The 22,788-nt window shown below is 70.5% G+C and carries 19 protein-coding genes; 8 read left to right on the top strand and 11 right to left on the bottom strand.

Annotated features, from left to right (window positions below; genetic code table 11):
- Window positions 1-3: 3 nt before the first annotated feature.
- Genes ACW14X_RS24170 through ACW14X_RS24155 form a run of 4 tightly spaced genes read right to left on the bottom strand, consistent with a single transcriptional unit; the run spans window position 4 to window position 5,975 of the window.
- A complete protein-coding gene (locus ACW14X_RS24170) occupies window positions 4-936 on the bottom strand; it encodes a lysophospholipid acyltransferase family protein (protein ID WP_457163588.1) in 933 nt (310 codons plus the stop codon).
- Window positions 933-2,513: a lactate racemase domain-containing protein gene (locus ACW14X_RS24165; RefSeq protein ID WP_350720992.1), complete on the bottom strand. Its 1,581-nt coding sequence runs from the start codon at window positions 2,511-2,513 to the stop codon at window positions 933-935. The genes ACW14X_RS24170 and ACW14X_RS24165 overlap by 4 nt, the downstream gene beginning before the upstream one ends.
- A gap of 16 nt (window positions 2,514-2,529) precedes the next feature.
- Window positions 2,530-3,720 (bottom strand): zinc-dependent alcohol dehydrogenase, encoded by a 1,191-nt coding sequence (locus ACW14X_RS24160; RefSeq protein WP_457163587.1) that lies wholly within the window; start codon window positions 3,718-3,720, stop codon window positions 2,530-2,532.
- Window positions 3,721-3,731: 11 nt separating this feature from the next.
- On the bottom strand, window positions 3,732-5,975 hold the full coding sequence (locus ACW14X_RS24155) for an HAD-IB family hydrolase (protein WP_457163586.1): 2,244 nt from the start codon (window positions 5,973-5,975) through the stop codon (window positions 3,732-3,734).
- A 119-nt stretch (window positions 5,976-6,094) separates the two neighbouring features.
- Here ACW14X_RS24155 and ACW14X_RS24150 point away from each other — a divergent pair, with 119 nt between their 5' ends.
- Genes ACW14X_RS24150 through ACW14X_RS24140 form a run of 3 tightly spaced genes read left to right on the top strand, consistent with a single transcriptional unit; the run spans window position 6,095 to window position 8,403 of the window.
- The gene (locus tag ACW14X_RS24150) at window positions 6,095-7,366 is read left to right on the top strand and encodes a hypothetical protein (RefSeq protein WP_457163585.1); all 1,272 of its coding nucleotides are present in this window, start codon (window positions 6,095-6,097) and stop codon (window positions 7,364-7,366) included.
- Complete coding sequence (locus tag ACW14X_RS24145) at window positions 7,353-7,865, top strand: SigE family RNA polymerase sigma factor (protein WP_457163584.1); 513 nt, start codon at window positions 7,353-7,355, stop codon at window positions 7,863-7,865. Before ACW14X_RS24150 ends, ACW14X_RS24145 begins: the two co-directional genes overlap by 14 nt.
- A gap of 43 nt (window positions 7,866-7,908) precedes the next feature.
- The gene (locus ACW14X_RS24140; RefSeq protein ID WP_160021906.1) at window positions 7,909-8,403 is read left to right on the top strand and encodes a hypothetical protein; all 495 of its coding nucleotides are present in this window, start codon (window positions 7,909-7,911) and stop codon (window positions 8,401-8,403) included.
- 23 nt (window positions 8,404-8,426) lie between these two features.
- Here ACW14X_RS24140 and ACW14X_RS24135 read toward each other — a convergent pair whose 3' ends face one another.
- Window positions 8,427-8,759, bottom strand: coding sequence for a type II toxin-antitoxin system PemK/MazF family toxin (locus ACW14X_RS24135; protein WP_457163583.1), 333 nt, complete (start codon window positions 8,757-8,759; stop codon window positions 8,427-8,429).
- A 448-nt stretch (window positions 8,760-9,207) separates the two neighbouring features.
- Here ACW14X_RS24135 and ACW14X_RS24130 point away from each other — a divergent pair, with 448 nt between their 5' ends.
- Window positions 9,208-10,506, top strand: a complete 1,299-nt coding sequence (locus ACW14X_RS24130; RefSeq protein WP_457163582.1) for a DUF222 domain-containing protein — start codon at window positions 9,208-9,210, stop codon at window positions 10,504-10,506.
- 130 nt (window positions 10,507-10,636) lie between these two features.
- Window positions 10,637-10,972 (top strand): DUF1048 domain-containing protein, encoded by a 336-nt coding sequence (locus ACW14X_RS24125; protein WP_457163581.1) that lies wholly within the window; start codon window positions 10,637-10,639, stop codon window positions 10,970-10,972.
- A gap of 1 nt (window position 10,973) precedes the next feature.
- Here the strand turns inward: ACW14X_RS24125 and ACW14X_RS24120 are convergent, their stop codons facing one another.
- The 5 genes from ACW14X_RS24120 to ACW14X_RS24100 are packed head-to-tail and all read right to left on the bottom strand — an operon-like array spanning window position 10,974 to window position 18,469.
- Window positions 10,974-11,471, bottom strand: a complete 498-nt coding sequence (locus tag ACW14X_RS24120; RefSeq protein ID WP_457163580.1) for a GNAT family N-acetyltransferase — start codon at window positions 11,469-11,471, stop codon at window positions 10,974-10,976.
- Window positions 11,462-13,441, bottom strand: coding sequence for a penicillin acylase family protein (locus ACW14X_RS24115; protein WP_457163579.1), 1,980 nt, complete (start codon window positions 13,439-13,441; stop codon window positions 11,462-11,464). Before ACW14X_RS24115 ends, ACW14X_RS24120 begins: the two co-directional genes overlap by 10 nt.
- Window positions 13,438-15,690, bottom strand: coding sequence for a GNAT family N-acetyltransferase (locus tag ACW14X_RS24110; protein WP_457163578.1), 2,253 nt, complete (start codon window positions 15,688-15,690; stop codon window positions 13,438-13,440). The genes ACW14X_RS24115 and ACW14X_RS24110 overlap by 4 nt, the downstream gene beginning before the upstream one ends.
- A complete protein-coding gene (locus ACW14X_RS24105; protein ID WP_457163577.1) occupies window positions 15,687-17,033 on the bottom strand; it encodes a lysine N(6)-hydroxylase/L-ornithine N(5)-oxygenase family protein in 1,347 nt (448 codons plus the stop codon). The genes ACW14X_RS24110 and ACW14X_RS24105 overlap by 4 nt, the downstream gene beginning before the upstream one ends.
- Window positions 17,030-18,469, bottom strand: a complete 1,440-nt coding sequence (locus ACW14X_RS24100) for a pyridoxal phosphate-dependent decarboxylase family protein (RefSeq protein WP_457163576.1) — start codon at window positions 18,467-18,469, stop codon at window positions 17,030-17,032. Before ACW14X_RS24100 ends, ACW14X_RS24105 begins: the two co-directional genes overlap by 4 nt.
- A 104-nt stretch (window positions 18,470-18,573) precedes the next feature.
- Here ACW14X_RS24100 and ACW14X_RS24095 point away from each other — a divergent pair, with 104 nt between their 5' ends.
- On the top strand, window positions 18,574-19,833 hold the full coding sequence (locus tag ACW14X_RS24095) for an MFS transporter (protein WP_457163575.1): 1,260 nt from the start codon (window positions 18,574-18,576) through the stop codon (window positions 19,831-19,833).
- On the opposite strand, the gene ACW14X_RS24090 is transcribed toward ACW14X_RS24095, so the two are convergent.
- Window positions 19,830-20,732 (bottom strand): CPBP family glutamic-type intramembrane protease, encoded by a 903-nt coding sequence (locus ACW14X_RS24090; protein ID WP_457163574.1) that lies wholly within the window; start codon window positions 20,730-20,732, stop codon window positions 19,830-19,832. The two genes, ACW14X_RS24095 and ACW14X_RS24090, sit on opposite strands and share 4 nt — an antisense overlap.
- A 145-nt stretch (window positions 20,733-20,877) precedes the next feature.
- On the opposite strand from ACW14X_RS24090, the gene ACW14X_RS24085 reads away from it, so the two are divergent.
- Together ACW14X_RS24085 and ACW14X_RS24080 are read left to right on the top strand one after the other, a co-directional pair.
- Window positions 20,878-22,125 carry a histidine kinase gene (locus ACW14X_RS24085; RefSeq protein ID WP_160021886.1) on the top strand — a complete coding sequence of 416 codons (1,248 nt, stop codon included), beginning with the start codon at window positions 20,878-20,880 and terminating at the stop codon, window positions 22,123-22,125.
- Window positions 22,122-22,781: a response regulator gene (locus ACW14X_RS24080; protein WP_160021884.1), complete on the top strand. Its 660-nt coding sequence runs from the start codon at window positions 22,122-22,124 to the stop codon at window positions 22,779-22,781. The genes ACW14X_RS24085 and ACW14X_RS24080 overlap by 4 nt, the downstream gene beginning before the upstream one ends.
- Window positions 22,782-22,788 lie beyond the last annotated feature (7 nt).

Here is a 22,788-nt window from a genome sequence, read left to right as displayed (position 1 = left end):
GTGTCAGCGGCGCCAGGCGTTGATCCGGTCCGGCTCGGGGTCGGGTGACTCCGTGGCCGCCCAGACCTTGCGCCACTCGGCGATCTCCTCGCCGGCGGGGTCGGGCGTGCGTTCCTCGGCGGCGCGGCGCATCGAGGCGTACCAGGCGGTGGCGTCCTCGTCCAGCAGCCTCGCCACCGCCGTCCGGATCCGGGGCGCGAACTCGCGGATCGACTCGCCCTCGGCGGGGCGGAGCGGCTCCCCGAAGCGTACGGTCAGCTGGCGACGGCCCCCGGCCTTGTCCTTGCCCGGCCAGTTCACCCCGCGCGGCATCGCCGCGTAGGTGCCGCGGTGGGCGATCGGGACGACGGGGACGCCGTACTCGATGGCCAGGTAGGCGGCGCCCGACCGGAACCGGCCGACGGTGCCGTCCTTGGACCGGGTGCCCTCGGGGAAGACGACCAGCGACCAGCCGTCGGCGAGCACCTCACCGGGCGCGTTCGCGAGCGCGCCCCCGCGGCGGTCGATCGGCAGCGTGTTGAAGACCAGCGAGGAGCCCACCGCCCGCCACCAGGTGTCGAAGAAGTAGTCGGCCGCGGCCGCCACCGCCGTACGCCGCCGCCACCGGTCCGGAAGGCTCAGCAGGATCAGCGGAGTGTCCAGGTGGGAGGCGTGGTTGGCCACGAAGATCACCGGCCCGTCGAGCCTCTCGAGCACGTCCAGCCCCTCGACCTGGGTCTTCACCTGCGACCGGAAGACCGCCTCGAGCCCGGCCTGGGCGACCTCTCTGACCGCCCGCGCGGCCGGCTTGCGCGACCACTCGTTGTCGAAGACCGTCGTCGTCGCCGGCGGTACGAACGGCTCCGCCGACCGCGGCACCTGCGCCCGGTGACCCCATCGCCAGCCCCGCTGGAAGAGCCGTACGTCGCGGGCCGTCTCCTTCCAGAAGCTGCTCATCGGACGTCCGCCAGCAGGTGGGGAGGGTTGCGCAGGTAGGTGATCGACGGCGACGGCCCGACGGTCGAGCTCGCCATCTCGAGCGCATCCCGCAGGGTGGATGCCGAGCGGAAGCCCATCCGCGCCGCGGCCTTGGGGTTGCCGCCGACCCAGATGACGTCGCCGAGGTGGTCGAGGGCGTGCGCGATCCAGTACCACATGTAGAACGGGTGAACGCCGTGGTAGGCGTTCGAGGTGCGGTAGAGGTGGACGTACCAGGGGTCCGTGGCGAACTGCTCCTCGAACTTCGGCCCGATCAGCGCCGGGTCGGTCGTGTCGGCCAGCACCTCCTCGTAGAAGTCGACGTAGGAGGGGTGCGTGAGGGTGTTGAAGCCCTCGTCGAGCGGGTGGTAGAGGATCGCCACGCCGCCCTCGCGCACGACCGGCTGGCGCAGGTAGGAGTTGAAGTAGTAGCCCAGCCCCATGCAGGCGGCCAGGATCGGGTTCATGGTCGAGTTGACGTTGTAGGGACCCAGATAGGGCACCCCCATCACCATCACGTCGGACTGTCCCTCGACCTTGACCCGCTGCTGCTGGTGGACGCGCTGCACGGTCAGCTCGTGCACCGGTTCGACGGCGCCGGCGGTGATCCCGGTCAGCCCGTAGTTGGACCGCAGGTCGTGGAACATCTTGTGGCGCATCTTCTGCGGCGCGACCGCCAGCCCGCGACGCAGGCCGAGCACGGTGGCCTGGTCGCGCAGCGACCACTCCCACTCGCGCTTGAGCAGAGTGTCGTACGGCTTCCCGAACACCTCGTTGTCGAGCGTCGTCTCGATCTGGAAGACCTTGACGTGCTCGCCGATCAGCCGGCCCATCCGCCAGGCCGAGGAGTGCATCTCGGAGTGCTTGTGGTCCATGAAGCTGCGCGAGTGGACCATGGTCTTGGCGTTGTGGTGGTGCTTGATCGACTTGTAGGACGCCAGCCCGATGCCGACCGACTTGTGGCCGCCGTCCATCGCGACGAGGTTGACGTTGACGTAGATCAGCAGGTCGGAGGTGGCCGCCCGCTTGTTGATCTCGACGTCCTCGCCCTTCTCGGTGACACCCATGTGCTCGAGGTTGGCGCGGTCCTCGGCGTCGTGGTTGTAGAGCAGCCCCTGCGGCGCGAAGCTCCGGAAGACGCGCTCGCCGACGATGTGCTTCATCTCCGCGTCGGTCATCCGGCGGTGCAGGGCCAGCGCGGCGATGATCTCGACGTCGTCGACGCCCTTCTCGGCCGCGATCGTGAGCACCTGCTCGATGATCCGGCCCCGGATGTCGGGCGCCTTCATGGTCGGCAGCGGCAGGGAGAGGTCGTCGAAGGCGATCGTCAGCCGCATCCCCGGGAACATCAGCTCCCGCAACGGCTCGGAGTCGACCGGGTTCTCCAGCGACTCGCGGATCGCCGCTTCCACATCCGGCACCGTCGGCAGCGACTCGGGCGGGTAGACCACCCGGGTGCCCTGCGGGAACTCCTCCAGCCGGAACCCGAGCCCCTCGTGGACGAGCAGGGGCGGCGTACGGTCGTCGACCTCCAGCACGAAACCTGGCCGTGTCATCGATGACTCTCCTTCTTCAAGACGTACGTCTGGGGTCGAACGCCACCTTGACGGTGCCGAGCCGACCGGCTGAATGGGCATGGTCGAGGGCCTCGCGCCAGCGGTGGAGCGGGTAGGGCGCGACGGTCTTGGCCAGCCGGCACATGGCGTCGTGGCCGACCAGATCGAGGGCGGTGGCGAAGTCGCCGGAGCCGCGCGAGGAGGCGTACGTCCCGACCACCTCGAGCTCTCGGAACCAGGCCGCGGACAGATCGGCGGAGGCGGGCATCCCGGAGAGCACCACGCGTCCACCCGCGCGGGTGGCGTGCAGGCAGGTCTGCAGCGACTCCTTCGAGCCGACCGCATCGACGGTCACGTCCACGCCGCCGAGCAGGTAGGGCGAGGAGAGCATCTCCGGCTCGAGCATGAACGCGCTGGTCGCGCGCCTGATCCTGCGCAGCGTCTCCGACGGTGCGACGACCTCGGTGGCGCCGAACTCGAGCGCCAGCTCGCGCTGATGAGCATGCTTGGCGACGACCAGGATCTCGCCGGCGTCGGTGAGCTCGCGCAGGGCCAGCGTGGCCAGCAGCCCGACAGCCCCGGCGCCCGAGACGAGCACCCGGTCACCGGGCTTGACCGCGGCCCTTCGCGCCGTGTGCACCGCGCAGGCGACCGGCTCCGCGAGCAGCGCCTGCTCGTCGGAGTAGCCCTCCGGCACCACGTGGAGCTGGGAGCGGTGCACCGAGAGCTGCTGGGACCAGCCGCCGCCGGTGTCGTGGCAGAACCCGGTCTGCAGCCCGGAGGAGATGTCGCCGACGGTGATCCGGGAGCACCGGTTGGTCTCGCCCCGCGCACACGCCTCGCACGCCTCCAGCCCGCGCGCGGCGCAGGTCAGGACCGGGTCGACGACCACGCGGGTCCCGGCCGCCAGGTCGCCGCAGGGGTCGAGCAGCTCGCCCACGATCTCGTGGCCGGGCACGAACGGCAGGCTCACCAGCGGCTGGAAGTAGAGGCTCGTCCTGCCCGACAGCATCCCCAGGTCGGAGCCGCAGATGCCGGACAGCGAGACCCGCAGCCGTGCCCATCCGTCGTGCTCGACCCTCGGCGGATCGAGCGTCACCATCCGCAGCGGCGCCGCGGCCCCGGTCAGCAGCAGCGGCAGCCGCCCGCCGGCGACCTTCCCCAGCGCCGTCTTGGCGACGCTGCGGTACATCTCGAGCGCAAGCATTCAGGCCCTCCTCATCGGTGCAGCCCGGCCGGGTCGAGCGTCCTGCTCGCATGGCCCGGCGACTCCCAGTCGACGATCGACCAGTGCGACTTCTTGGCGTGGCGGAAGAGAGGTACGTCGGGCCGGACCGCCACCGGGTGCCCCACCGCCGCGAGCAGCGGGAGGTCGGAGTGGGAGTCGGCGTAGGCGAAGCAGTCCGACGGCGAGATGCCCTCGCGGCGCGACCACTCGCGGACGAACGCCCCTCGCGACTCCCCGACCAGCGGCGACGCGGCCAGGTGGCCGGTGCAGAACCCACGGTCGTCGACGGCCAGGTCTGCCGCCTCGATGTGGTCGAAGAGCGGCATCAGCGGCCGGGTCAGCGGCCGGATCGCGCCGGTGACCAGCACCGTCACGTGCCCCGCCGCCCGGTGCTCCCGGATCCGCCGGACAGCGTCCGGGGCCAGCCGCCCGAGGATGTGCGTGGTCAGGTGCTCGTCGACGATCTGGTCGAGCTCGGAGAGCCGGGCACCGGCGTACTCCTTGTAGACCGTACGCAGCAGCGTGCCGCGCTCGGTGCGGTCCGCCCACACATAGCCGGGCACCTTGCTCGCCATCCGGGCGATCTCGGCTGCCTTCTGGGTGCCGGAGAGCTCACCGAGCCGCAGCCACAGGTAGGTCTCGATCACGTTGGAGGACATCAGGGTGCCGTCGAGGTCGAAGAAGGCCGCGACGCGCCCGTCCCTGAGCTGCGGCAGCCGGCCGGAGTCCGGCCTCTTCCGCAGCTTGCGCAGCTCGTCGAGCTCACGGACCGGCTTGGTCACCGACGGCACGTGGATGTCGTAGAGGTATTCGTGCCAGTCGATCACGCCGGTGTCAAAGGCGAAGGTCTCCTGGTCGGCCGGCGACAGCGACCGGTAGAGCGCGAGCGTGTTGGTGTCGACGAAGCGCAGGTCGGCCTGGGCGTACTCCTTGTAGAGGTCCAGGTAGCGACGGAGGAACTGCAGCCGCCGACCCTGCCGGTCGAGGTCGCGCGCCCAGCTGCGGGTGCGGTCGCTGCGCGGGGCCAGCCCGAGCAGCCGGTCGGCGATCTTGTGCACCCGCTCCCCGGTCACCATCATCCGCTCGACCGAGGCGCCTCCGGGGAACGTCCACTCCGGCAGCCGGGCCGCGCCGCGGTCTCCCGCCGCGAACGGCTCCTTGGAGAAGTAGGCCCGCACGGTCTCGTAGAGCATCCCGAAGGTCACCGGGTTGCGGTCGCCGGAGGCGAGATGGAAGTAGGCCGGGTCGCCCGGCTCGGGCGGGTGCGCCAGGCACGCCACGATCGAGGCGACGACATGGTCGACCGGCACGATGTCGACGGGGGTGTCCGCGGCCGCCGGGAAGAGCGGCAGCTCGCCGCGCCCGTAGGCGAGGATCAGCGGCTCGGCCATCTTGAAGCCCTCGATCCAGCCCGGATGCGGGCGGGAGACGGCCGACTCGATGATCGCCGGGCGGTAGATCGTGGCCCGGTGCCCGGCTGCGGCGTGGGCTTCGACCACCCGCTCCCCGAGCGCCTTGGTGAACGTGTAGGCGTCGGTCCAGCCCAGCGACCGTGCCCGCTCGGTGCCGAGGCGTACGAGCTCGTCCTTCACCCACTTCTTGCGCGCCTCCTCCGCGGCAGCGGCGGCGGTCATCAGACCGGCACGACCGTGCTCCCGCTCGGCCTGCTTGCGCAGCCTGGAGATCACCTCGACGCTGCGCGAGCGCTCCTCGACGGCCGCGCGCTGCGCCAGCCCCCAGGCAAGCTCGGCGTCCACGTCGACGGCGTGGTCGACCGGCCCCTCGGGGATGTGGCCCCTTCGCCGCCCGGACACATAGGCCGTCGAGACATGCAGATAGTGGATGTCGCGCCCGGTCTCCTCGACCCGCTTGAGCAGCTCGCGGACGCCGACGACGTTGGTGACGAACCCTTCGTCGACCGGCGGGTCGAAGGAGACATCGCCCGCGGAGTGCACCACGGCGTCGAGATCGTCCGGCAGCACCGGCGGTGCGGAGAGATCGCCCTCGACGACGTTCACCTCCGCATCCGAGACGGACGCGAAGATCGGCTTGGTCAGCATCTTCGCGATCCGGTCCGCCCCCGACGTCGACCCCTTGCGCCGGACCAGGACGCTGAGACGTACGTCCGGCACCTCGGTCAGCATCAGATGCAGCAGCGCCTCGCCGACAAACCCGGTCACTCCCGTGAGCAGCACATGCTGCCCCGCGAGCCGTTCTCCGATGTCAGAGTTCACGCCGGAGATTCTGCCCAATCCAGCAAATGTCGCACGGGAATTCTGTTCAAATCAGCACACCCAACCTTCGGCGAGGCTCGATACGTGTCAGTCATCGGACAACCGAACTGGAGACCGATGTGCTGACCAATCTACTCGAAGAACTCGCCCGTGAGGCGCCTTCCGGCGGCGAGACACCCGGACAGCTGTGGCGGCGTGGCCGCCGCATGGCGCGTACGCAGCGCGTCGGCACGATCACCATCGCTGCTGTCGCCTGCTTGCTGCTGATCGCGCTCGGCACGGCGACCTGGCAGCAAGGAACCGGCGTTGAACCGGCGACGGACACCGGGACCGGCAGCTACCTCCCCAGCCGTTTCCACGAGCCCAGTCCACATCTCCCCGGCACGGACTCGGTGGGTCCGCTGGGCCCACTCATCGCCACGTTCGACGCGCCCCGCAAGGGCTGGCTCGGGAGCAGCGACGGCGTGGTCGGAGTATCTGCCGAGACCGGTGCGTACGCGTTCCTCGACCTGCCGCAGGCGGCTACCCCCTACCTCGGTGAAGCCCAGCTCGCTCCGGATGGCCGCCATGTCGCCTACTGGACGACCGGGAAGGTGAACAACCCGATCCCCGCCCTCGAAGGCGGCACCATCAACGGATATGCGGTCTATGACACCGTGACCGGCAAGGTGGTCAGCCAGCGGCCCAGCACCGAGCGCGGGATCGGTCACGGCACCCTGATCTGGTTCGATCCCACCCATCTCGGCGTCGAGTTCGGGCAGATGCAGGACTGCTGCTCCTCGATCCAATCCCAGAGCCTGGTCTTCGACCTGACTTCTGGACGCGCAACCAGCATCGACGTCACTCTCGACAGTGCAAGCACCAACGCTGTCGGCAGCGTGGTCGCGGGGAATGACAGCTCGGTCGTCGTCGGAACCGACGGGTCCACGACGCCCGCCTATGTTCCGCAGACCGCGGCACGGGTCAACGGGACCCAGTTCGTCGCCCTCTCCCCAGACGCTGAGCGCCTCGCGGCGATCTTCGGGGACAGCGCGCCCGGACCGGTCTACGTCAAGGATGTCGATTCCAACGTCAACGGCGAGCGGATCCCGGACACGTACGTCGGGGTGTTCTGCTGGCTGGACGACACCCATCTAGCGGCCTTGCAGCGCCACGGAGACAGCGGCCGGGTCGACCTGGTAGCCGTCAACATCGAGGACGGTTCCGCCGAGATGCTCAGCGAGTACGTCGACACCGCCAACCTCGCGCTCAACCTGCTCGACTCGCCGGTGAAGAACCAGCCCGCCCCGCCGCGCCCGTGGTCACCATGGGTCCCGACCGTCACAGCCGGCACGACGCTCGTGGTCGCCGCCCTCGCGATCCTCGTCTGGAGGCGCCGTGCCAGAGCCTGACGGTCATCTCTTCGACGAGTTCGTCACCACCCGCCGCCCCGCCCTGCTTCGTACCGCCTTCCTCCTCACCGGACATGCTGAGGACGCCGAGGACCTGGTTCAGACCACGCTCATCAAGGTGGTCCCGAAGTGGGGCAAGATCCAGGACAACCCCGAGCCGTACGTCCGCAAGGTCCTCGCCCGAGAAGCCACCACTCGGTGGCGTACCCGCCGCTGGCGAGAGACACCGGTCGAGCATCTCCCGGACCGGGAGGCGGCGGGGCCCAGCCTGGCCTGGAACCTCACCGTCCGGGACGCACTCCTCCGGCTCCCACCCCGGCAGCGCGCCGTCATCGTCCTGCGGTTCTACGACGACCTCACCGAGCGCGAGACCGCGGCCACGCTCGGCGTCGCGATCGGCACCGTCAAGTCGCAGACCAGCGACGCGCTCGCGCGGCTGCGCACGTTGATCCCCGATCTCGCCGCCTCCGATGCCTCGGTTGCGGGCATGCGAGGGTGACCTGAGAAACTGGCGAGACTTCCGCAACCCCGAGGAGCCGTACGTGTCGAGGAAGCTGCTGAGCGTCGCAGCCGTCCTCTCGGCGACCGCTCTCACCGGCTGCGGCTCCGGGGAGCCGACCACCAGCAGTCCTGGCCCGAGCCCCTCGACCTCCTCCCCCGTCGAAGCCTCTGGACCCTGTCTCTTCGAGCCCGGTCAGGTCGCCAGCGCCATCCCCGGCTCCTGGTCGCATACCGCCGACGAGGACGTCTGCACCTACACCAGCGACCGGGGGGCGATCTTCGTGACGACCTTGGTCGACACCTCCGTCTCCGCTGGGCTCTCCGCCAGCCGGGAGGACTGCATCGCCTCGCCTGCGCCGGTCGAGATCGGGGACCGGGCGTTCGTGTGTATCGAGTCGCACGACGACGGGGATCTCGTGGTCGGCAACGTTGCTGTCGGGAGTCGGCTGTGGTCGCTCGTCATCGTTCCTGATGAAGGGGTTCACGACGCCGAGCTCGGTGCGATGGGTCGGCTCGTCGAGATGGTTGCCGACTGACTCCGCTGGTCGAGAACCGCCGTCTACCCGAGGCCACCGAGACGGAGGGCGTCGTCGAGCTCGTCGAGCTTCGCAGAGGACAGAGCCCCTGCTCGCTCGATCAGGTCGTCGCGGGACAACGTCGTCAGCCATGTGCAAGGGGTGACACCCGGACGTGGGAGCGCCAACCGGAGCACGCCTTCACTGGGCAGTCCTTCCGTGGCGCCTACTGCCACTTCGACGGCCAGACCGGTGATGTCGACACCCGCCGGATCGACGACCTGCATCACCTGGATCCCGGACGCATCCTCTTCCGACAGCAGCACCACCGGGCGTCGCTCGTCGAACTCCACCCACCAGACTTCGCCACGTTGCACATGTCCTCCTGACGTACGACGGCATGTCGCGGGTCTCAGCTTGACCTTATCTGCTGATTCGTGGCGGCTGGTCCGCTGGTCGAGCCGCCGGTGATCACCGCTGGTCGAGCCGCCGGAGCCGCTAGGCGGAGGCGTGTCGAGACCAACACGTCGCTTCTCGGGGAAACCTCGGTTGGGTGACTGTTCTTCGTTTCGGGGTTCGCCGCCGACCCTTGCTTTGAGTGTTTCTCGATCGTGCGCCGCGTCAAGGACGCCCTTCGGGCGCCGGCTTCGCCGGCCGCTTCGCGGTCCTTGACCCGGCACCCGATCGAGAAAGATTTCGCCTGTATCGGGGCGGCGGCGAGAGAGTGGCGCGGAGTTCACGATGCTCGTTCGCTGACCGCGTAACATGGGTTTGAACTGCTTAAATAGGTCGCTTGATGATGCTGTCTCGCATATAATAAGACCCATGTACGAGACCGTCGACCGCCTCCTTACCGGGCCGCCTGCGGGTGCGTCTGAGGCTGAGCTGGTCGACTGGATCGCGCGTCTTGAAGAGGTCAAGTGCACCGCCGAGGCCGTCCAGGCCGAAGCGGCGGTACGCCTGGATGAAGCGGTCCGGGTCCGCCAGGCCGAGGCCGGGGTGCCCGCCCGGAAGCTTGGTGAGGGCGTGGCCTCGCAGGTCGCGTTGGCGCGGCGGGTCTCGCCGGAGAAGGGCGCCAAGCTCCTCGGGCTCGCGAAGGTTCTGATCAGCGAGATGCCGCATACCTTCGCGTTGATGAAGGCCGGGCTGTTCTCGCAATGGCAGGCCACCATCCTGGCCCGCGAGACCGCCTGCTTGGCATTGGAGGACCGCAAGGTCATCGACTCCGAACTCTGTGCCACCGAGCCGGGCGGGGAACCTGCTCGTGCGGTGTCGATGGGGCTGCGGCAGCTCGAGAACGCCGCCAAGAAGCTCGCCATCACCCTCGACCAGGCCTCCGTGGTGGCTCGGGCTGCGAGCGCGGTGAAGGATCGTCGGGTCAGTCTGCGGCCGGCACCGGACACGATGACCTGGCTCGGGGCGCTGTTGCCGGTCAAGGACGGGGTCGCTGTCTTCGCTTCGCTGGACCAGGCCGCCAAGGCGGCTGCGGCTGCGGGTGATGAGCGGAGCCGGGGTCAGGTCATGGCCGACACCCTGGTCGACCGGATCACCGGCCGCAGCACCACCGGCGCGAAGCCCCGGATCGAGGTCAAGATCGTGATGTCCGCCGACTCCCTCACCGGCGACGCCGACCAGCCCGCCATGGTCGAGGGCTACGGGCCCGTCCCCGCCGCCTGGGCCCGCGACGCACTCAACGACGCCGAGGTGTTCGTCCGCCGCCTGCTCACCGACCCGGTCGGTCGGCTGGTCGCCATGGAGTCCCGCTCCAGGAAGGCACCCGACGGGCTGGCCGAGTTCATCACGACCAGGGACGGTGGGATCTGCCGGACCAACGGGTGCGATGCTCCGATCCGCAACGTCGACCACGTCGAACGCCACGCCGACGGCGGTGAAACGAGATCCGAGAACCTGCAGGGCCTGTGCGAACGATGCAATCAGGCCAAGGAAGCCCTCGGCTGGCAGGCCAGACCAGGACCCGACGGCAGCATCATCACCACCACACCCACCGGGCACACCTACACCAGCCCACCACCCGACACCTGGCCACCGGACCCACCGCCGCGACTGTCGCCGGCTGAGCTCCGGCTGCGCGACGTACTCCTCACTCACACCCTTGCGGCCTGAGGCTCGTGGGCCTCCGAGGACTTTCTTCGGATCGGTGCTTGACCTTGACGCTACGTCAGGGCTGCACGCTTCTTCCACGGCCCCACACAGGGCCGGAAACACACCGAACCGAACCAAAGGGAGCATCACCATGAACAACATCCTCAGCCGCCTCGTGGGTGACAAGAAGGACTGGAAGCGCATGGAAGCCCGCGCCGCCGCACTGCCCGCCGACTACCGCACCGTCTATGGCGAGATGAAGAGCTACATGTGGCGCTTCACCGCCGGCGACGGCATGGACATCGTCGAGGTCCTGCGCGAGATCCTCGACCTGTTCGAGACCGAGGCCGCCGCCGGACGCCCGGTCCTCGAGGTCACCGGACCCGACCTGGCCGCCTTCTGCGACGCCCGACTGCCCGAGCAGCACGACGCCTACCGCGCCAAGCTCCGCGCGAATCTCAACGAGGTCGCCTCGAAGCTGGCATGAGTCAGGGAAGGTCGAGGAAGGCGTACTGGGCGACCTTGTGCGGAAGCTGAACGACAGGGCCGCGTTTGAAACCGAAGTCGTCGAGCCTGGCGAGGGAGGCCTCGTTGGAGGCGTCGGGCTCGACGACGGCGCGGCGGGCGCCGGACTTGGAGATGACCTTGTCGATGAAGAACTCCAGGATCTCTTCCGTCCGGCCCTTGCGGATCGGGGTGTCGGCCAGGAAGAGGTGGACGCCGATGTCGCCGGGGCGGCGATCGTAGAAGGTGCCGAGCTCGTCGACCTCGGGGTCCCAGGTCTGGAAGAGCGCGACCGGATCGCCGTCGACCTCGACGATGTACGCAGCCAGATGGGGCTGCTCCTGCAGCCAGGTGTAGATCTCCTCGATCTCCTCGCGCGGCTTCTCGACCATGCCCCAGAACCGGGCCCGATCGTCGTGCAGCCAGCCGCACAACAGGTCGATGTCGGCCGACGGCTCCAGGTCACGAATGGTCAGGGACATGTCTTCTCCTCGGTGAGCAGGGACCAGTCGGTGACGACGCGGACCGCGCCTCCCCTGGCCCAGGCGTCGTGCTGATCGATGTGGTGGGGGCTGTCCGGGAATCCGCTGACACCGAGGGGTACGACCCAACGGCTGTTGTCGCGGTCAGCCAGATCCCAGGCGTAGCGCGCCACCGAGCCCCGGACGGTCACGGTGGTGCCCGGGATCCAGGCGTTGCAGCGCACCGTGTCGGTGTCGCCGGACAGAGGGGTGGCCGGGGCGGTCCGCGCGTGTGGGAGGTCGAACTGCTCCAGCGCGTGCAGCGGCCAGAAGCGGTGTTCCTCCGGCCAGGGCGTCGGCTCGCTGTCGGCGTCGCGTACGACCTTCGCCGCCTCGGCGACGAGCGCTCGCGGGTCCAGACCGAAGGGCTTCTCCGCGGCCAGGATGATGTGCAGGGCGCCGGCCACCCGCGCGGGCAGGCTGAACCACGGCTCATAGGGGGGCCCGTGCTCCGACGGCTCCCGCAGCGGCGCGAGCACCGGTGCCGCGCAGACGCGGTCGACGACCTCGGCACGCAGCGCGGCGTACCAGGCCGCGCCCGGCGAGCCGTCCATCGCGCCGTCCCACGCTGCCAGTGCCTGGGGGCGCACATCGGCCGGGACCAGCCCGAGCAGCGGCGCGCCGGCGGTCTGGGTCGTGTCGGCGAGGACCGCGACCGCCTGCTCAGCGTCGAGGGGTCCCGCTTCGTCGAGGAGCTGCGCGATCCGGTGCGCCCGGAACGGCGGCGCGAAGCCGGCCGCGAGCACGTCGAACTCCGGCATGCACCGGTCGTTGGCGGTCACGACAGAACCATCTGCCGAGGCCGTACGCCGCGGAAGCGGGTCGACCCAGCCGGTCCACTCCCCTGCCTCGTCCCGCCGCGGCACCCGGCCGCCGACGGTGTGGATGACGTCGCCGGCCACGTCGGCGATCACCCAGTTGTTGACCGGCTCGACCCAGCGCGCCACCGCGGCCTCGACGTCGGCGACCGAACGGGCCCGCAGCAGCGGCAGCAGCGCCCCGAAGCCGAGGTCGGCGAGCTCGTGACCGGGTGAGCGCAGCACCTCTCCCCAGCCCTCGTCGAAACCGCCAAGGACCACCGGTCCGCGGTCGGTCTCCAGGATCTCGACCTCGACCGGCTCCTGGTCGCGGACGAGCACCGTCTCCACGCTGCGCCGCACCACATCGCCGCCCGAGCGCAGGTCGACGCGGTAGAGATCCTGATAGTCGGCCATCGCGTTGGTGATCCCCCAGGCGACCTGACCGGCGTGCGCGAAGTGCTGCACGCCGGGTACGCCGGGGAAGGTCATCCCGACGACATCGAAGGGGTCGTCGGGATCGGTGCAGGCCAGCCGGACCTGGAGATAGACGTTGGGCGCCTCGAAGACGCGATGCGGGTCGCCGGCCACGAGCGGCAGACCGGACCGGGTGCGGCCGCCGCCGACGGCGTACGCGTTGGAGCCGCCGGACAGCCCCTCGGTGCGGAACAGCTCGGCTTCGGCCCCGAGCACCCGCGCCGCTCTGGCGCCGAACAGCTTCGAGGGGAACGACCCGAAGAGGATCTGCTGCACCCAGAAGACCGCCAGCGGCGTCCACGGCTGCCAGGTCCCCGGCGCGGGCCCGAGCCCGTCGAGCTCCGGGCAGGACGCCCCCTCCAGACCGGACCGGACGCCCTCGACGTACGCCGTCAGGAACCCCTGCGTCTCCGCGTCGAGCCGCTCGTAGGCCGCCTGCGCCACCGCCGCCAGTCGAGCGCGGCGGGCGAAGGCATCCCACTCGAGCCCGGCCGGGCCGAGCAGCTCGGCGGTGCGGCCCTCGCCACGCAGCCGCTCGATCTCGAGCTGCCACGCGCGGTCCCGCGCGGTGGCCCAGCCCTGCAGCCGGGCCACCTCGGCGAGCGAGGCACCCCGCACATGCGGGATGCCCCACTCGTCCCGATGGAGAATGCTCATGCGATCGGGTTGGCCAGCGTGCCGGCGAACATGAGCGACTCGGCCTGGTCGGTGATGTCGACCATCTGCAGGGTGTTGCGCAGCTGGAGCCGGTTGAGGCAGGAGTGCCGGAAGCGCGGGCGGAGGAAGTCGTAGCGCGCGACCGCGTCGGCCAGCTCGGGGTGGTCGGCGGCGTGGTCGACGATGCACGCCCGGGCCTCGGCCCAGAACTCGGTCTCCGGCAGCACCCCCTCATCATCGAGGATCGCGGCGACGTAGCGCAGCACCCCGTCGAAGATGTCGGTGTGCACCGCCAGCGCCTTGACGTCGTCAGGGAAGGACCCGCGGATCCGGGAGACCTCCTCGGGCAGCGGCAGGTCACCCATCACCGCCACCTCCTCGCCGATGTCCTTCATGAACATCCGCACCGGGACGTGGTCGCGCAGCACCATCACCAGGTTCTCGCCGTGCGGCATGAACGCCAGGTCGTACGCCAGCAGGCAGTGCACCAGCGGGCGCAGGTAGGCGTCGAGGTAGCTGCGCACCCATTCGCGGGCGGGCAGCCCGGAGGCACGGACCAGCTCGGCCGCGTACGAGGCACCGGCGGCGTCGCGGTGGAGCAGCGCCGCCATCGTCGCGCACCGCTCCCCCTCGGAGAGGCGCGGCACCGGCGACTCCCGCCACAGTGCGGCGATCATCTTCCGGTAGGGCGACGGGTTCGGCAGGGAGTGGAACACGTCGCCGGTCCAGCCGATCGAGGCGAGCTCGCGCAACACCCCGAAACCGCGCTCCTTCAGCTCCGCGTCGCCCTCCACCAGGTCAGCGACCCAGTCGTTGATGACCGGGGTCGCCGCCATGTACGCCGGCGAGAGCCCCCGCATGAAGCCCATGTTCTGGATCGACAGCGCGGTCTTGACGTAGTGCCGCTCCGGACGACTGGTGTTGAAGTACGTCCGGATCGACTGCTGCGGGCGGTGGACGTCCTCGCCCTCGCCGACCAGCACGATCCGTCGCGCGGCGACGTCGGTCGCAAAGGTGACCGCGAGCTTGTGGCGCCACTGCCACGGGTGGACCGGCAGGTAGCGGAACCCGTCCGGGTCCAGCCCGAGCCCGCGCAGCTTCGCCGCGAACCGGGCCAGCGTCGCCTCGCCGAGCTCGGCCTCGTAGAGCGCCTGCTCGTCCTCGCCGCGGCCCAGGGCCAGGTGGGACTGGTCCCGGGAGACGGCGACCCACAGCAGGCTCAGGTCGTTGCTCGTCTCCGGCGCCCAGCGCGCGTGGTCGTCGATGTCGAAGCCGATCCGGCCGTTGTTGGCGACGAAGGCCGGGTGGCCCTCGCTCATCGCACCTTCGACGCTCTGGTGGTCGGCGTCGACCAGGTCGGCGGCGGTCAGCGTCTGGTGCTCGAGCTTCCAGCAGGCCGAGGCGATCGTGGCCGCCAGCTCCTCCAGATAGGTCGGCAGCAGCTTGTCCGGGATCCCGAGATCGGGCGCGAACTCGGCGACGAACGCCTGCGCGTCGACCTCGGCCTCCTCACCTCCGCTCGTCCGGACGATCGAGGCCGGGTCCACCACCCAGTGCTCGAGCTGGAAGCGGCGCCCGGTGAACGCGTACGTCGAGGACGGCCCCTGCAGCTCCCAGCCCGTGTCGGTGGCCACGGGTGCGATCATCCGCTCGTGGCTGAACTCCGCGATCGCCTTGGCGACCAGGTGGCGGTGCGCGACGCGGAGGTTCTCGGGGCGCAGGTGAGCGGCTGCGTACATCTCCCGGGTGCAGACCGAGAGCATCGCGGTCTTCTCCCCGATGCTGATCTCGCGCAGCTCGACGAAGCCGGCCTCGGTGTTCTTGCGCCGGATCGGCTCGTTGCGTACGTCCGGCTCGACCACCACGCGACGCACGCCGGGGTCCGCGAAGCAGTGCCGCATGACCGCCCGGAAGACCCGGGTGGTGTAGCCGGTCACGGGCTCACCTGAGGTCGGCGCGACCAGGACGTGCATGCCCAGGTCTCCGGCGGCGAGGTCGGGCACGTGGGTGATCCCGGCGAGCTCGCTGCGGGCGGGGTCGTAGGTCTCGACCAGGAACGCCGGCACGCCGTCGACCCGGCCGAGCCAGGCGTCGTGGTGCGGGTGGCCGGCGATCCGCGCGTACTCCGCGGCGACGTCCTCCAGCGTGGCGTCCAGCATCATCCAGTACGCCGAGCGCGGGTGGGTCACCCAGGAGTGGACGGTGGCGAGGTGGGCCTCGATCTCGAGGGGCTCGATCGTGATCCTCATCGGTTCTCCTCCGTGGGCTGAAGCTTGAATCTGTCGGGGACGCCGAACTCCTGGAAGGCGACCCGCTTCTCGACGGGGTACGGCTCCCGGCCGAGGATCGCGGCGAGGATCACCGAGCTGCGATACGCCCCCATGCCGAGGTCGGGTGCGACGAAGCCGTGGGTGTGCTCCTCGCCGTTCTGGACCCAGATCTCGCGGTCGGCGGTGTCGACCGAGAAGGTCGAGCTGGCGGCGTAGCGCCCCTGCTCGTCGAGGCGGAGCCGGTCGCGGACGGGCTCCAGGAACGCCGGGATGCCGGCGCGGTCGCCGGTGGCGAGGACGAGCGCCTCGGTGGCCATCTCGTAGTCCTCCTCCTGCTCCACGTGGTGCAGCGCGAGGTGGTAGCCGCTCTCGGTCCGGGTCACGCCGCGCACCTCGGTGTTGGTGAGCAGCGTGGTCTCGGCCGCCTCGGTGACCGACCGGGTGTAGAGCGCCTCGTGGATCGCGTCGATGGTGTCGCCCGAGATGCCCTTGTAGAGGCTCTGCTGCGCCTTCAGCAGCCGCTCGCGCTTCTCGCTCGGCAGCGCCTGGAAGTAGGCGGAGTACTCCGGGGAGGTCAGCTCGAGGGTGAGCTTGGTGTACTCCATCGAGAAGAACCGCGGGCTGCGGGTCAGCCAGGCCAGCTGGTAGTCGTGGTCGGGCTGGGCGGTCAGCAGGTCGAGGTAGACCTCGGCGGCCGACTGGCCGCTGCCGACGACGGTGATGCTGCGCCGGGTGACGAGCTCGTCCTTGCGGGCCAGGTACTCGGCGCTGTGCAGCGCCGGCCCCTCAGCGGCCACGGCCTCGGCCGCACACTCCGGGACGCGTGGGGTCGTCCCGGTCCCGAGCACCAGCCGCCTGGTCCGATGCGTCTCGCCGGAGGCGGTGGTCACGACGTACGTCTCCCCGTCGTGCTCCACCGAGGTGACCTGCTGACCGAAGCGCACCGAGTCGAGCCGCTCGGCGACCCACTGGCAGTACTGGTTGTACTCGCGCCGGTGGGGCAGGAAGTTCTCGCGGATGTAGAACGGGTAGATCCGGCCGGTCTGCTTGAGGAAGTTGAGGAAGCTGAACCGCGAGGTCGGGTCGGCCATCGTCACCAGGTCGGCGAGGAACGGCACCTGCAGGGTGGCCTCGTCGAGCATCATCCCGGGGTGCCAGTCGAACCGGTCGCGGCCCTCCAGGAACAGACAGTCGAGCTCGTCGATCGGGTCGGCGAGCGCGGCCAGACCGAGGTTGAACGGGCCGAGCCCGATGCCGATCAGGTCGTGGACGCGGGAATCGGTGGCTGTGAACACGGTTGCGGGGGCGGTGGGCGTGGTCATCGGGCGACCTCCGGAACGGCGCGGCCCAGCGTACGGACCTGCTCGATGATCTCGAGTACGTCCTGCACGGAGGCCTTGGGGTTGAGCAGGGTCAGCTTGAGGAACTGCCGGCCGTCGACCTTGGTCGCGGCGACGACGCCGCGGCCGCCGCTCCACATCTCGGAGCGGATGCGCCGGTTGAGGTCTCCCAGAGCCTCCTCGTCCAGGTGCGGGTCGACGTAGCGGAAGACGACCGTGGAGAGCTGGGAGGGCGTGATGACCTCGATGTCGGGCTGCACGCTGAGGATGTCGTAGACCTCGCGCGCGAGATCGATCACGGTCTCCAGGTAGGCGCCGATCTGGTCGGGACCCATCGTGCGCAGCGTCAGCCACAGCTTGAGCGCGTCGAAGCGGCGGGTGGTCTGCAGGGACTTGTCGACCTGGTTGGGGTTCTCCGACTCGCGCGGGTTGAGGTAGTCGGCGTACCAGGAGGCGTGCTGCATGGTCGCCAGGTCGCGGACCAGGAGCGCGCTGGAGGAGACCGGCTGGAACCAGGTCTTGTGGTAGTCGATCGTGATCGAGTTCGACCGCTCGATGCCGTCGAGCAGGTGGCGATACTTCGGCGAGGCGAGCAGCCCGCCGCCGTACGCCGCGTCGACGTGGAACCAGACGTTGAAGTCCTGGCAGGCGTCGGCGATGGCGTGCAGGGGGTCGATGACGCCGAAGTCGGTGGTGCCGGCGGTGGCCACGACCGCGGCCGGGACGAGACCGTCGACGACGCACTCGTCGAGCGCCTCACGCAGAGCGGCGACGTCCATCCGGTGCTCGGCGTCGGTCGGGATCGCGATCGCGGCTGCGTCGCCCATGCCGAGCAGGCGGGCCGACTTGGCGATGGAGAAGTGGCTGTCCGCGGAGGTCAGGAAGCGCAGCCGGTCCAGAGGTACGCCGCGGCGCTCCGCCTCACCACGGGCCAGGAGCAGCGCCTGCAGGTTGGACTGGCTGCCGCCGCTGGTGAAGATGCCGTCGCGGGTCGCCTCCGGGTAGCCCGCGCGAGCGGCCGTCCAGTCGATGAGACGACGTTCCATGAACGTACCGCCCACGGACTGGTCGAAGGTGTCCATCGAGGTGTTGACGGCCGCGATCAGCAGCTCCCCGACGAGGGAGGGGATCACGACCGGGCAGTTGAGGTGGGCGGCATAGGAGGGGTCGTGGAACCAGACCGCATCCTGGAGCCACAGCTTGCTGACCTCGGCCAGCGCTGCGGCGCCGTCGACGAGGGGGTTGTCCAGGTCGACCTCGGCGACCGGTACTGCTGCCTCCTCGGGCGAGATTCCGGTGGTGGGACCCTCGAGAGTGGCGAGCTGGTCGACGAGCAGCCGGATTGCTTCGGTGATGCCGCTGGTGTACTCACGAGCATTGTCGGGGTGGAACAGATGCTCCAAGTGCGGTGCGCTCACTGGTCTCCTTCGACACGGGGGGATTAGGTTAGGCGAACCTAAGTGAGGCTACCCTAAACGCATCCCCGCCAGACAGGTGGGCCAGAGAGAGGACGATCACACCCGTGCCGCACTCCCCCACCCAGGCTCGTCGCGTGCTCGCCGGCTTCGCCTTCGCCTCCCTCGGCAACGGCCTGACCCTTCCGTTCCTGTACGTCTACATGGCCCAGGTCCAGGACCTCGGCTCGTCGACCGCCGGCTGGATGTTCGCCTGGATGGGCCTGGTCGGCCTGGCGGCCGCCCCCGGTGTCGGAGCGCTCCTCGACCGCTTCGGGCCTCGCGCGGTCCTGATCGCCGCGCTGATCGTGGAGTCCGTCTCGATCGGGTCGCTCGGCTTCGTCGACGGGACCGTGCCGACGATGGCGGTGCTGGCCGGCGTGGTCGTGGGCGCCTCTCCCCTCTGGCCGGGCACGACGACGCTGCTGGCCGGGATGGTCCCGGCCGAGGACCGCGAGCGGGCCTACGGGTTCGCCTTCCTGGGCCTGAACGCGGGCATCGGCGTGGGTGGTCTGGTCAGCGCGTTCCTCATCGACGTCGCGCGTCCGGAGACGTTCCAGGTGCTCTACCTGTGCGACGCCGTCGCCTATCTCGTCTACGCCGCGGTGCTGGCCTTCCTGGTCCGCTCCCCCGCCCGGGCCGGGGAGGACGAGGCCGACAACCCGGCCGGCGGATCCTGGGGCGAGGTGCTGCGCGACCGGCGTGCGGTGGCCCTGGTCGCCTGTGGCGTGCTCGCGGTGACCTTCGGCTACGGACAGCTCGAGGCCGGCGCGACCGCGTACGCCGTCGATGTGGCCGGGGTGCCCGCGACCGCGCTCGGCTGGGCCTTCGCCGCCAACGCCGCCGTGATCGTGTGCGGGCAGGTGATCCTGCTGCGGCTCACCTCCCGGTGGCGGCGTACGACTGCACTGGCGTGCGCCGTGCTGACCTGGTCCCTGGCCTGGAGCGTGCTGGCGGCCGCCGACCTGATGCCCGTCGCCGGCGCGGTGGCCGCCGTCGTGATCGGCCTGGCCATCTTCGGCCTGGGCGAGACGCTGTGGGCGCCGATCGTGACCGGGCTGGCGAACACCATCGCCCCCGACCACCTGCGCGGCCGCTACAACGCCTCCCTCGGCCTCACCCTGACCCTCGGCCAGATCCTCGGACCGGCGCTGGCCGGCTCGCTCATCGGCAGCGGCCTCGGCCACCTGTGGGCGGTCGTCGTGATCGGCGGCACCCTCACCGCAGGCCTGGTGCTGACCCGGCTCCGGTTCCTGCTCACCGCGGCCGAGGACGGCGCCCCGGAGGCCGAGACCCTCCGGGAGCCCGTCCAGGTGGCCGCCGACTAGCCTGCGGAGCGGTATCCCAGCCGGCCGCGCGTGGCGACGATGACGATCGCCGCGCCGATCCCCGCGGCGAGCAGCACCGCGAGCTGGAACCGGTCGGCGTCGACGCCCGGGAAGAGCTCGGTGGAGGCGACCGAGGCGTAGTTGTTGACGCTGGTGTGCAGGAGCATCGCCAGCGGCAGGCTCTGACCGGTGCGGTTGAAGACCCAGGTCATCACGATCCCGAAGGTGATGCAGAAGGCCGTGAACACGAGCGGGGCGTACCAGCGCACGTCCGGCCAGCCGGCCCAGTCGGTGAGGAAGAGCGGCATGTGCCACAGCGCCCAGATCGGGCCGAGCACGAACGCTGACCCGAGCGGTCCGACCTTCCGCTGCAGCCGGGGCAGGGCGAAGTCGCGCCAGCCCGGCTCCTCGGCGAGGCCGGTGGTGATCATCTGCAGGATGAGGCCGGGGACGTACGCCACCAGCACGATCAGCCACGCCTGCAACGGCGCCGCCATCTGCCCACCGACGGCCTGGGTCGCGACGATGATCGTGGCCGGCACGCCGATCAGGATGCCCGCGTACCAGCGCCAGCTCGCCCGCCAGCGCCACATCCCGACGACCCAGGCCCGCAGGCCGGCCCGGCCGCCGACGAGCCCGGTGACCAGCGCGGCGCTGCCGATCGGACCGAGGTACGCGCCCGGGAGCATCCCGAGGAGCTGGCCGCCGATCATGCCGCCGGGGAAGGTGAGGTCCCAGACGCCGAGGCCGCTGTTGGACAGGACGTACGGTGTCCAGGCCAGCCAGCTCGCCGCGAGGGCCAGCACGAAGAAGGTGGAGAGCTGGTGGCGGGTGACAAATGCTCGTAGGCCCTGATCCGGTTCGGTGACGGGCCGGGTCACGGGCTGTGTTGTGGTCATGATCGTTCCCTTTCGGCGTTGGGTCGCTTTCCTGACCTGAACCTAGGAACGGGGCCGGTCCGGCCGCGCCGGGCAAAAGAGCGAACCTTCGCACTTGCATCGAAAGATGCTGGCGACCGGGACCGGTTGCGGAAAGGATGATGGCGTGAGCGACGAGACGACCCGGATGGTGCCGCGACTGATCCCACCCGTGGTGGTCTGGCTGGTCACCACCGCACTGCTGGTTGCCGCCCCGGGCCTCGACTCGGCCGACGCCGAGATCGGCGGGAGCCCCGCGCTCGGCAGCGCGGGGTGGTGGGTCGCGCTGGTGGTGCTCACCGCCCAGGCGGTGGTGCTCCTCGAGCGGCGCTCCCGGCCACTGGCGGTGCTGCTGGTCGTGGCCGCCGCCTCGGTCGTGCTCGCGGTCAGCGGCGCGGGCGACGCCACCAGCCTCGCCTCCGCGGCCGTGCTGGTCGCGGTGTGGTCGGCGGTGACCTCGACTCCACTCCCCCGCCGGATCCGGGCCTTGGCCGGGGCGCTGACCGGGGCCGGGCTGCTGGTCGCGCTCGGCACCTGCCTGAGCCAGACGAGCATCGGCCTTCCGGCCGGCACCGCGGTCCTGGCCGGTCTCGTCCAGGGTGCGGGCGTGATCGCCGCTCCGGCGCTGCTCGCCGCCACCGTGCGCGCACGCCGGGACGCGCGGTCGGCCCGGACCGATCTCGCGGACGCCGTCGACCGGGAGCAGTCCGCCCAGATCGCCGCGGCGATCGCGGAGGAGCGTACGGCGATGGCCCGCGAGCTCCACGACATCGCCGCCCACCACCTGACCGGCATCGCGGTGATGACGGGCGCGGTCGAGCGGCAGATCGACACCGACCCGGCCGGCGCGAAGGAGTCCGTACGCCAGGTCCGCACCCAGAGCACCGCGATGCTGCGCGAGCTGCGTGGTCTGGTCACGCTGTTGCGGAGCCCGGGACAGGCAGGGGAAGCGAGCGGGAACGAGCGCCTGTCCCAGCTGGGCTCGCTCGTCGACGACGCCCGTCGCGCCGGGCTCGAGGTGTCGTTCTCCTTCCTGGGGGCCGGTTCCGTCACCGAGAGCGTCGGGCCGCTCGCCCAGCTCTCCGCCTATCGCACTGTGCAGGAGTGCCTCGCGAACGCCGCTCGGCACGCGCCGGGCGCCCGGTGCGAGGTGGTCCTGGACGCCCGGGATCCGGCCGAGGTGGTGGCGACGGTGCGTAACGGGCCGCCACCGATCCCCGCTGAACCGCCGCGTCGGCGTGGCCTGGGCCTGGTCGGCATGCAGGAGCGCGCCGACCTGACCGACTCGACGCTCGAGGCCGGACCGACCCCCGAGGGCGGCTGGCAGACGCGGCTGCGGATCCCCGCCACCGCGACCGCGGAGGTCGCCGGATGATCCGGGTCGTGGTCGCCGACGACCAGCCGCTGGTGCGTGCCGGGCTGCGTACGCTGCTGGAGACCGAGCCCGACATCGAGGTCGTCGCCGTGGCCGAGGACGGTGCCGCCGCGGTCGAGCGGGCGCTGGCGCTGCGGCCCGACGTGGTCTGCATGGACATCCGCATGCCCGGCCGCGACGGCATCAGCGCCACCCGCGAGCTGTGCGGCCCGGACGTCGCCGACCCGATCCCGGTGCTCGTCCTGACCACCTTCGACATCGACGACTACGTCTTCGGTGCCCTCGAGGCCGGCGCCTCCGGCTTCCTCCTCAAGGACGCCGACCCCGATGCCATCGTCGCCGCCGTACGCTCCGTCGCCGCCGGCCACGGCACCCTCGACACCTCGCTGACACGGCGGGTCCTCCGCGAGGTCGTCACCCGCAGGCGTACGCAGCCCGTGACCGCCGCGCGCGCCAGCGAGGTCCTCACCACCCGCGAGCTCGACATCCTTCTCCACCTGGCTGAGGGCATGTCCAACGAGGAGATCGCCCAGGCGCTCGTCCTCGAGGTCTCCACGGTCAAGTCCCACCTGGCCCGGATGATGCCCAAGCTCGGCGTCAAGTCCCGTCTTCAGGCGGCCGTGTGGGCCTACCAGTCGGGGCTCGTCGAGCACTGAGACATTG

The organism is Nocardioides sp. YJ-D4, from assembly GCF_054031495.1.
The sequence above is the reverse complement of the archived record's forward strand: the minus strand, read 5'-3'. Positions and strand labels throughout refer to the sequence as shown.

Coding starts and splice junctions, on each gene's coding strand:
- ACW14X_RS24170 (WP_457163588.1), bottom strand. CDS start 936: ATGAGCAGCTTCTGGAAGGAGACGGCCCGCGACGTACGGCTCTTCCAG.
- ACW14X_RS24165 (WP_350720992.1), bottom strand. CDS start 2,513: ATGACACGGCCAGGTTTCGTGCTGGAGGTCGACGACCGTACGCCGCCC.
- ACW14X_RS24160 (WP_457163587.1), bottom strand. CDS start 3,720: ATGCTTGCGCTCGAGATGTACCGCAGCGTCGCCAAGACGGCGCTGGGG.
- ACW14X_RS24130 (WP_457163582.1), top strand. CDS start 9,208: ATGTACGAGACCGTCGACCGCCTCCTTACCGGGCCGCCTGCGGGTGCG.
- ACW14X_RS24125 (WP_457163581.1), top strand. CDS start 10,637: ATGAACAACATCCTCAGCCGCCTCGTGGGTGACAAGAAGGACTGGAAG.
- ACW14X_RS24120 (WP_457163580.1), bottom strand. CDS start 11,471: ATGTCCCTGACCATTCGTGACCTGGAGCCGTCGGCCGACATCGACCTG.
- ACW14X_RS24115 (WP_457163579.1), bottom strand. CDS start 13,441: ATGAGCATTCTCCATCGGGACGAGTGGGGCATCCCGCATGTGCGGGGT.
- ACW14X_RS24110 (WP_457163578.1), bottom strand. CDS start 15,690: ATGAGGATCACGATCGAGCCCCTCGAGATCGAGGCCCACCTCGCCACC.
- ACW14X_RS24105 (WP_457163577.1), bottom strand. CDS start 17,033: ATGACCACGCCCACCGCCCCCGCAACCGTGTTCACAGCCACCGATTCC.
- ACW14X_RS24090 (WP_457163574.1), bottom strand. CDS start 20,732: ATGACCACAACACAGCCCGTGACCCGGCCCGTCACCGAACCGGATCAG.
- ACW14X_RS24080 (WP_160021884.1), top strand. CDS start 22,122: ATGATCCGGGTCGTGGTCGCCGACGACCAGCCGCTGGTGCGTGCCGGG.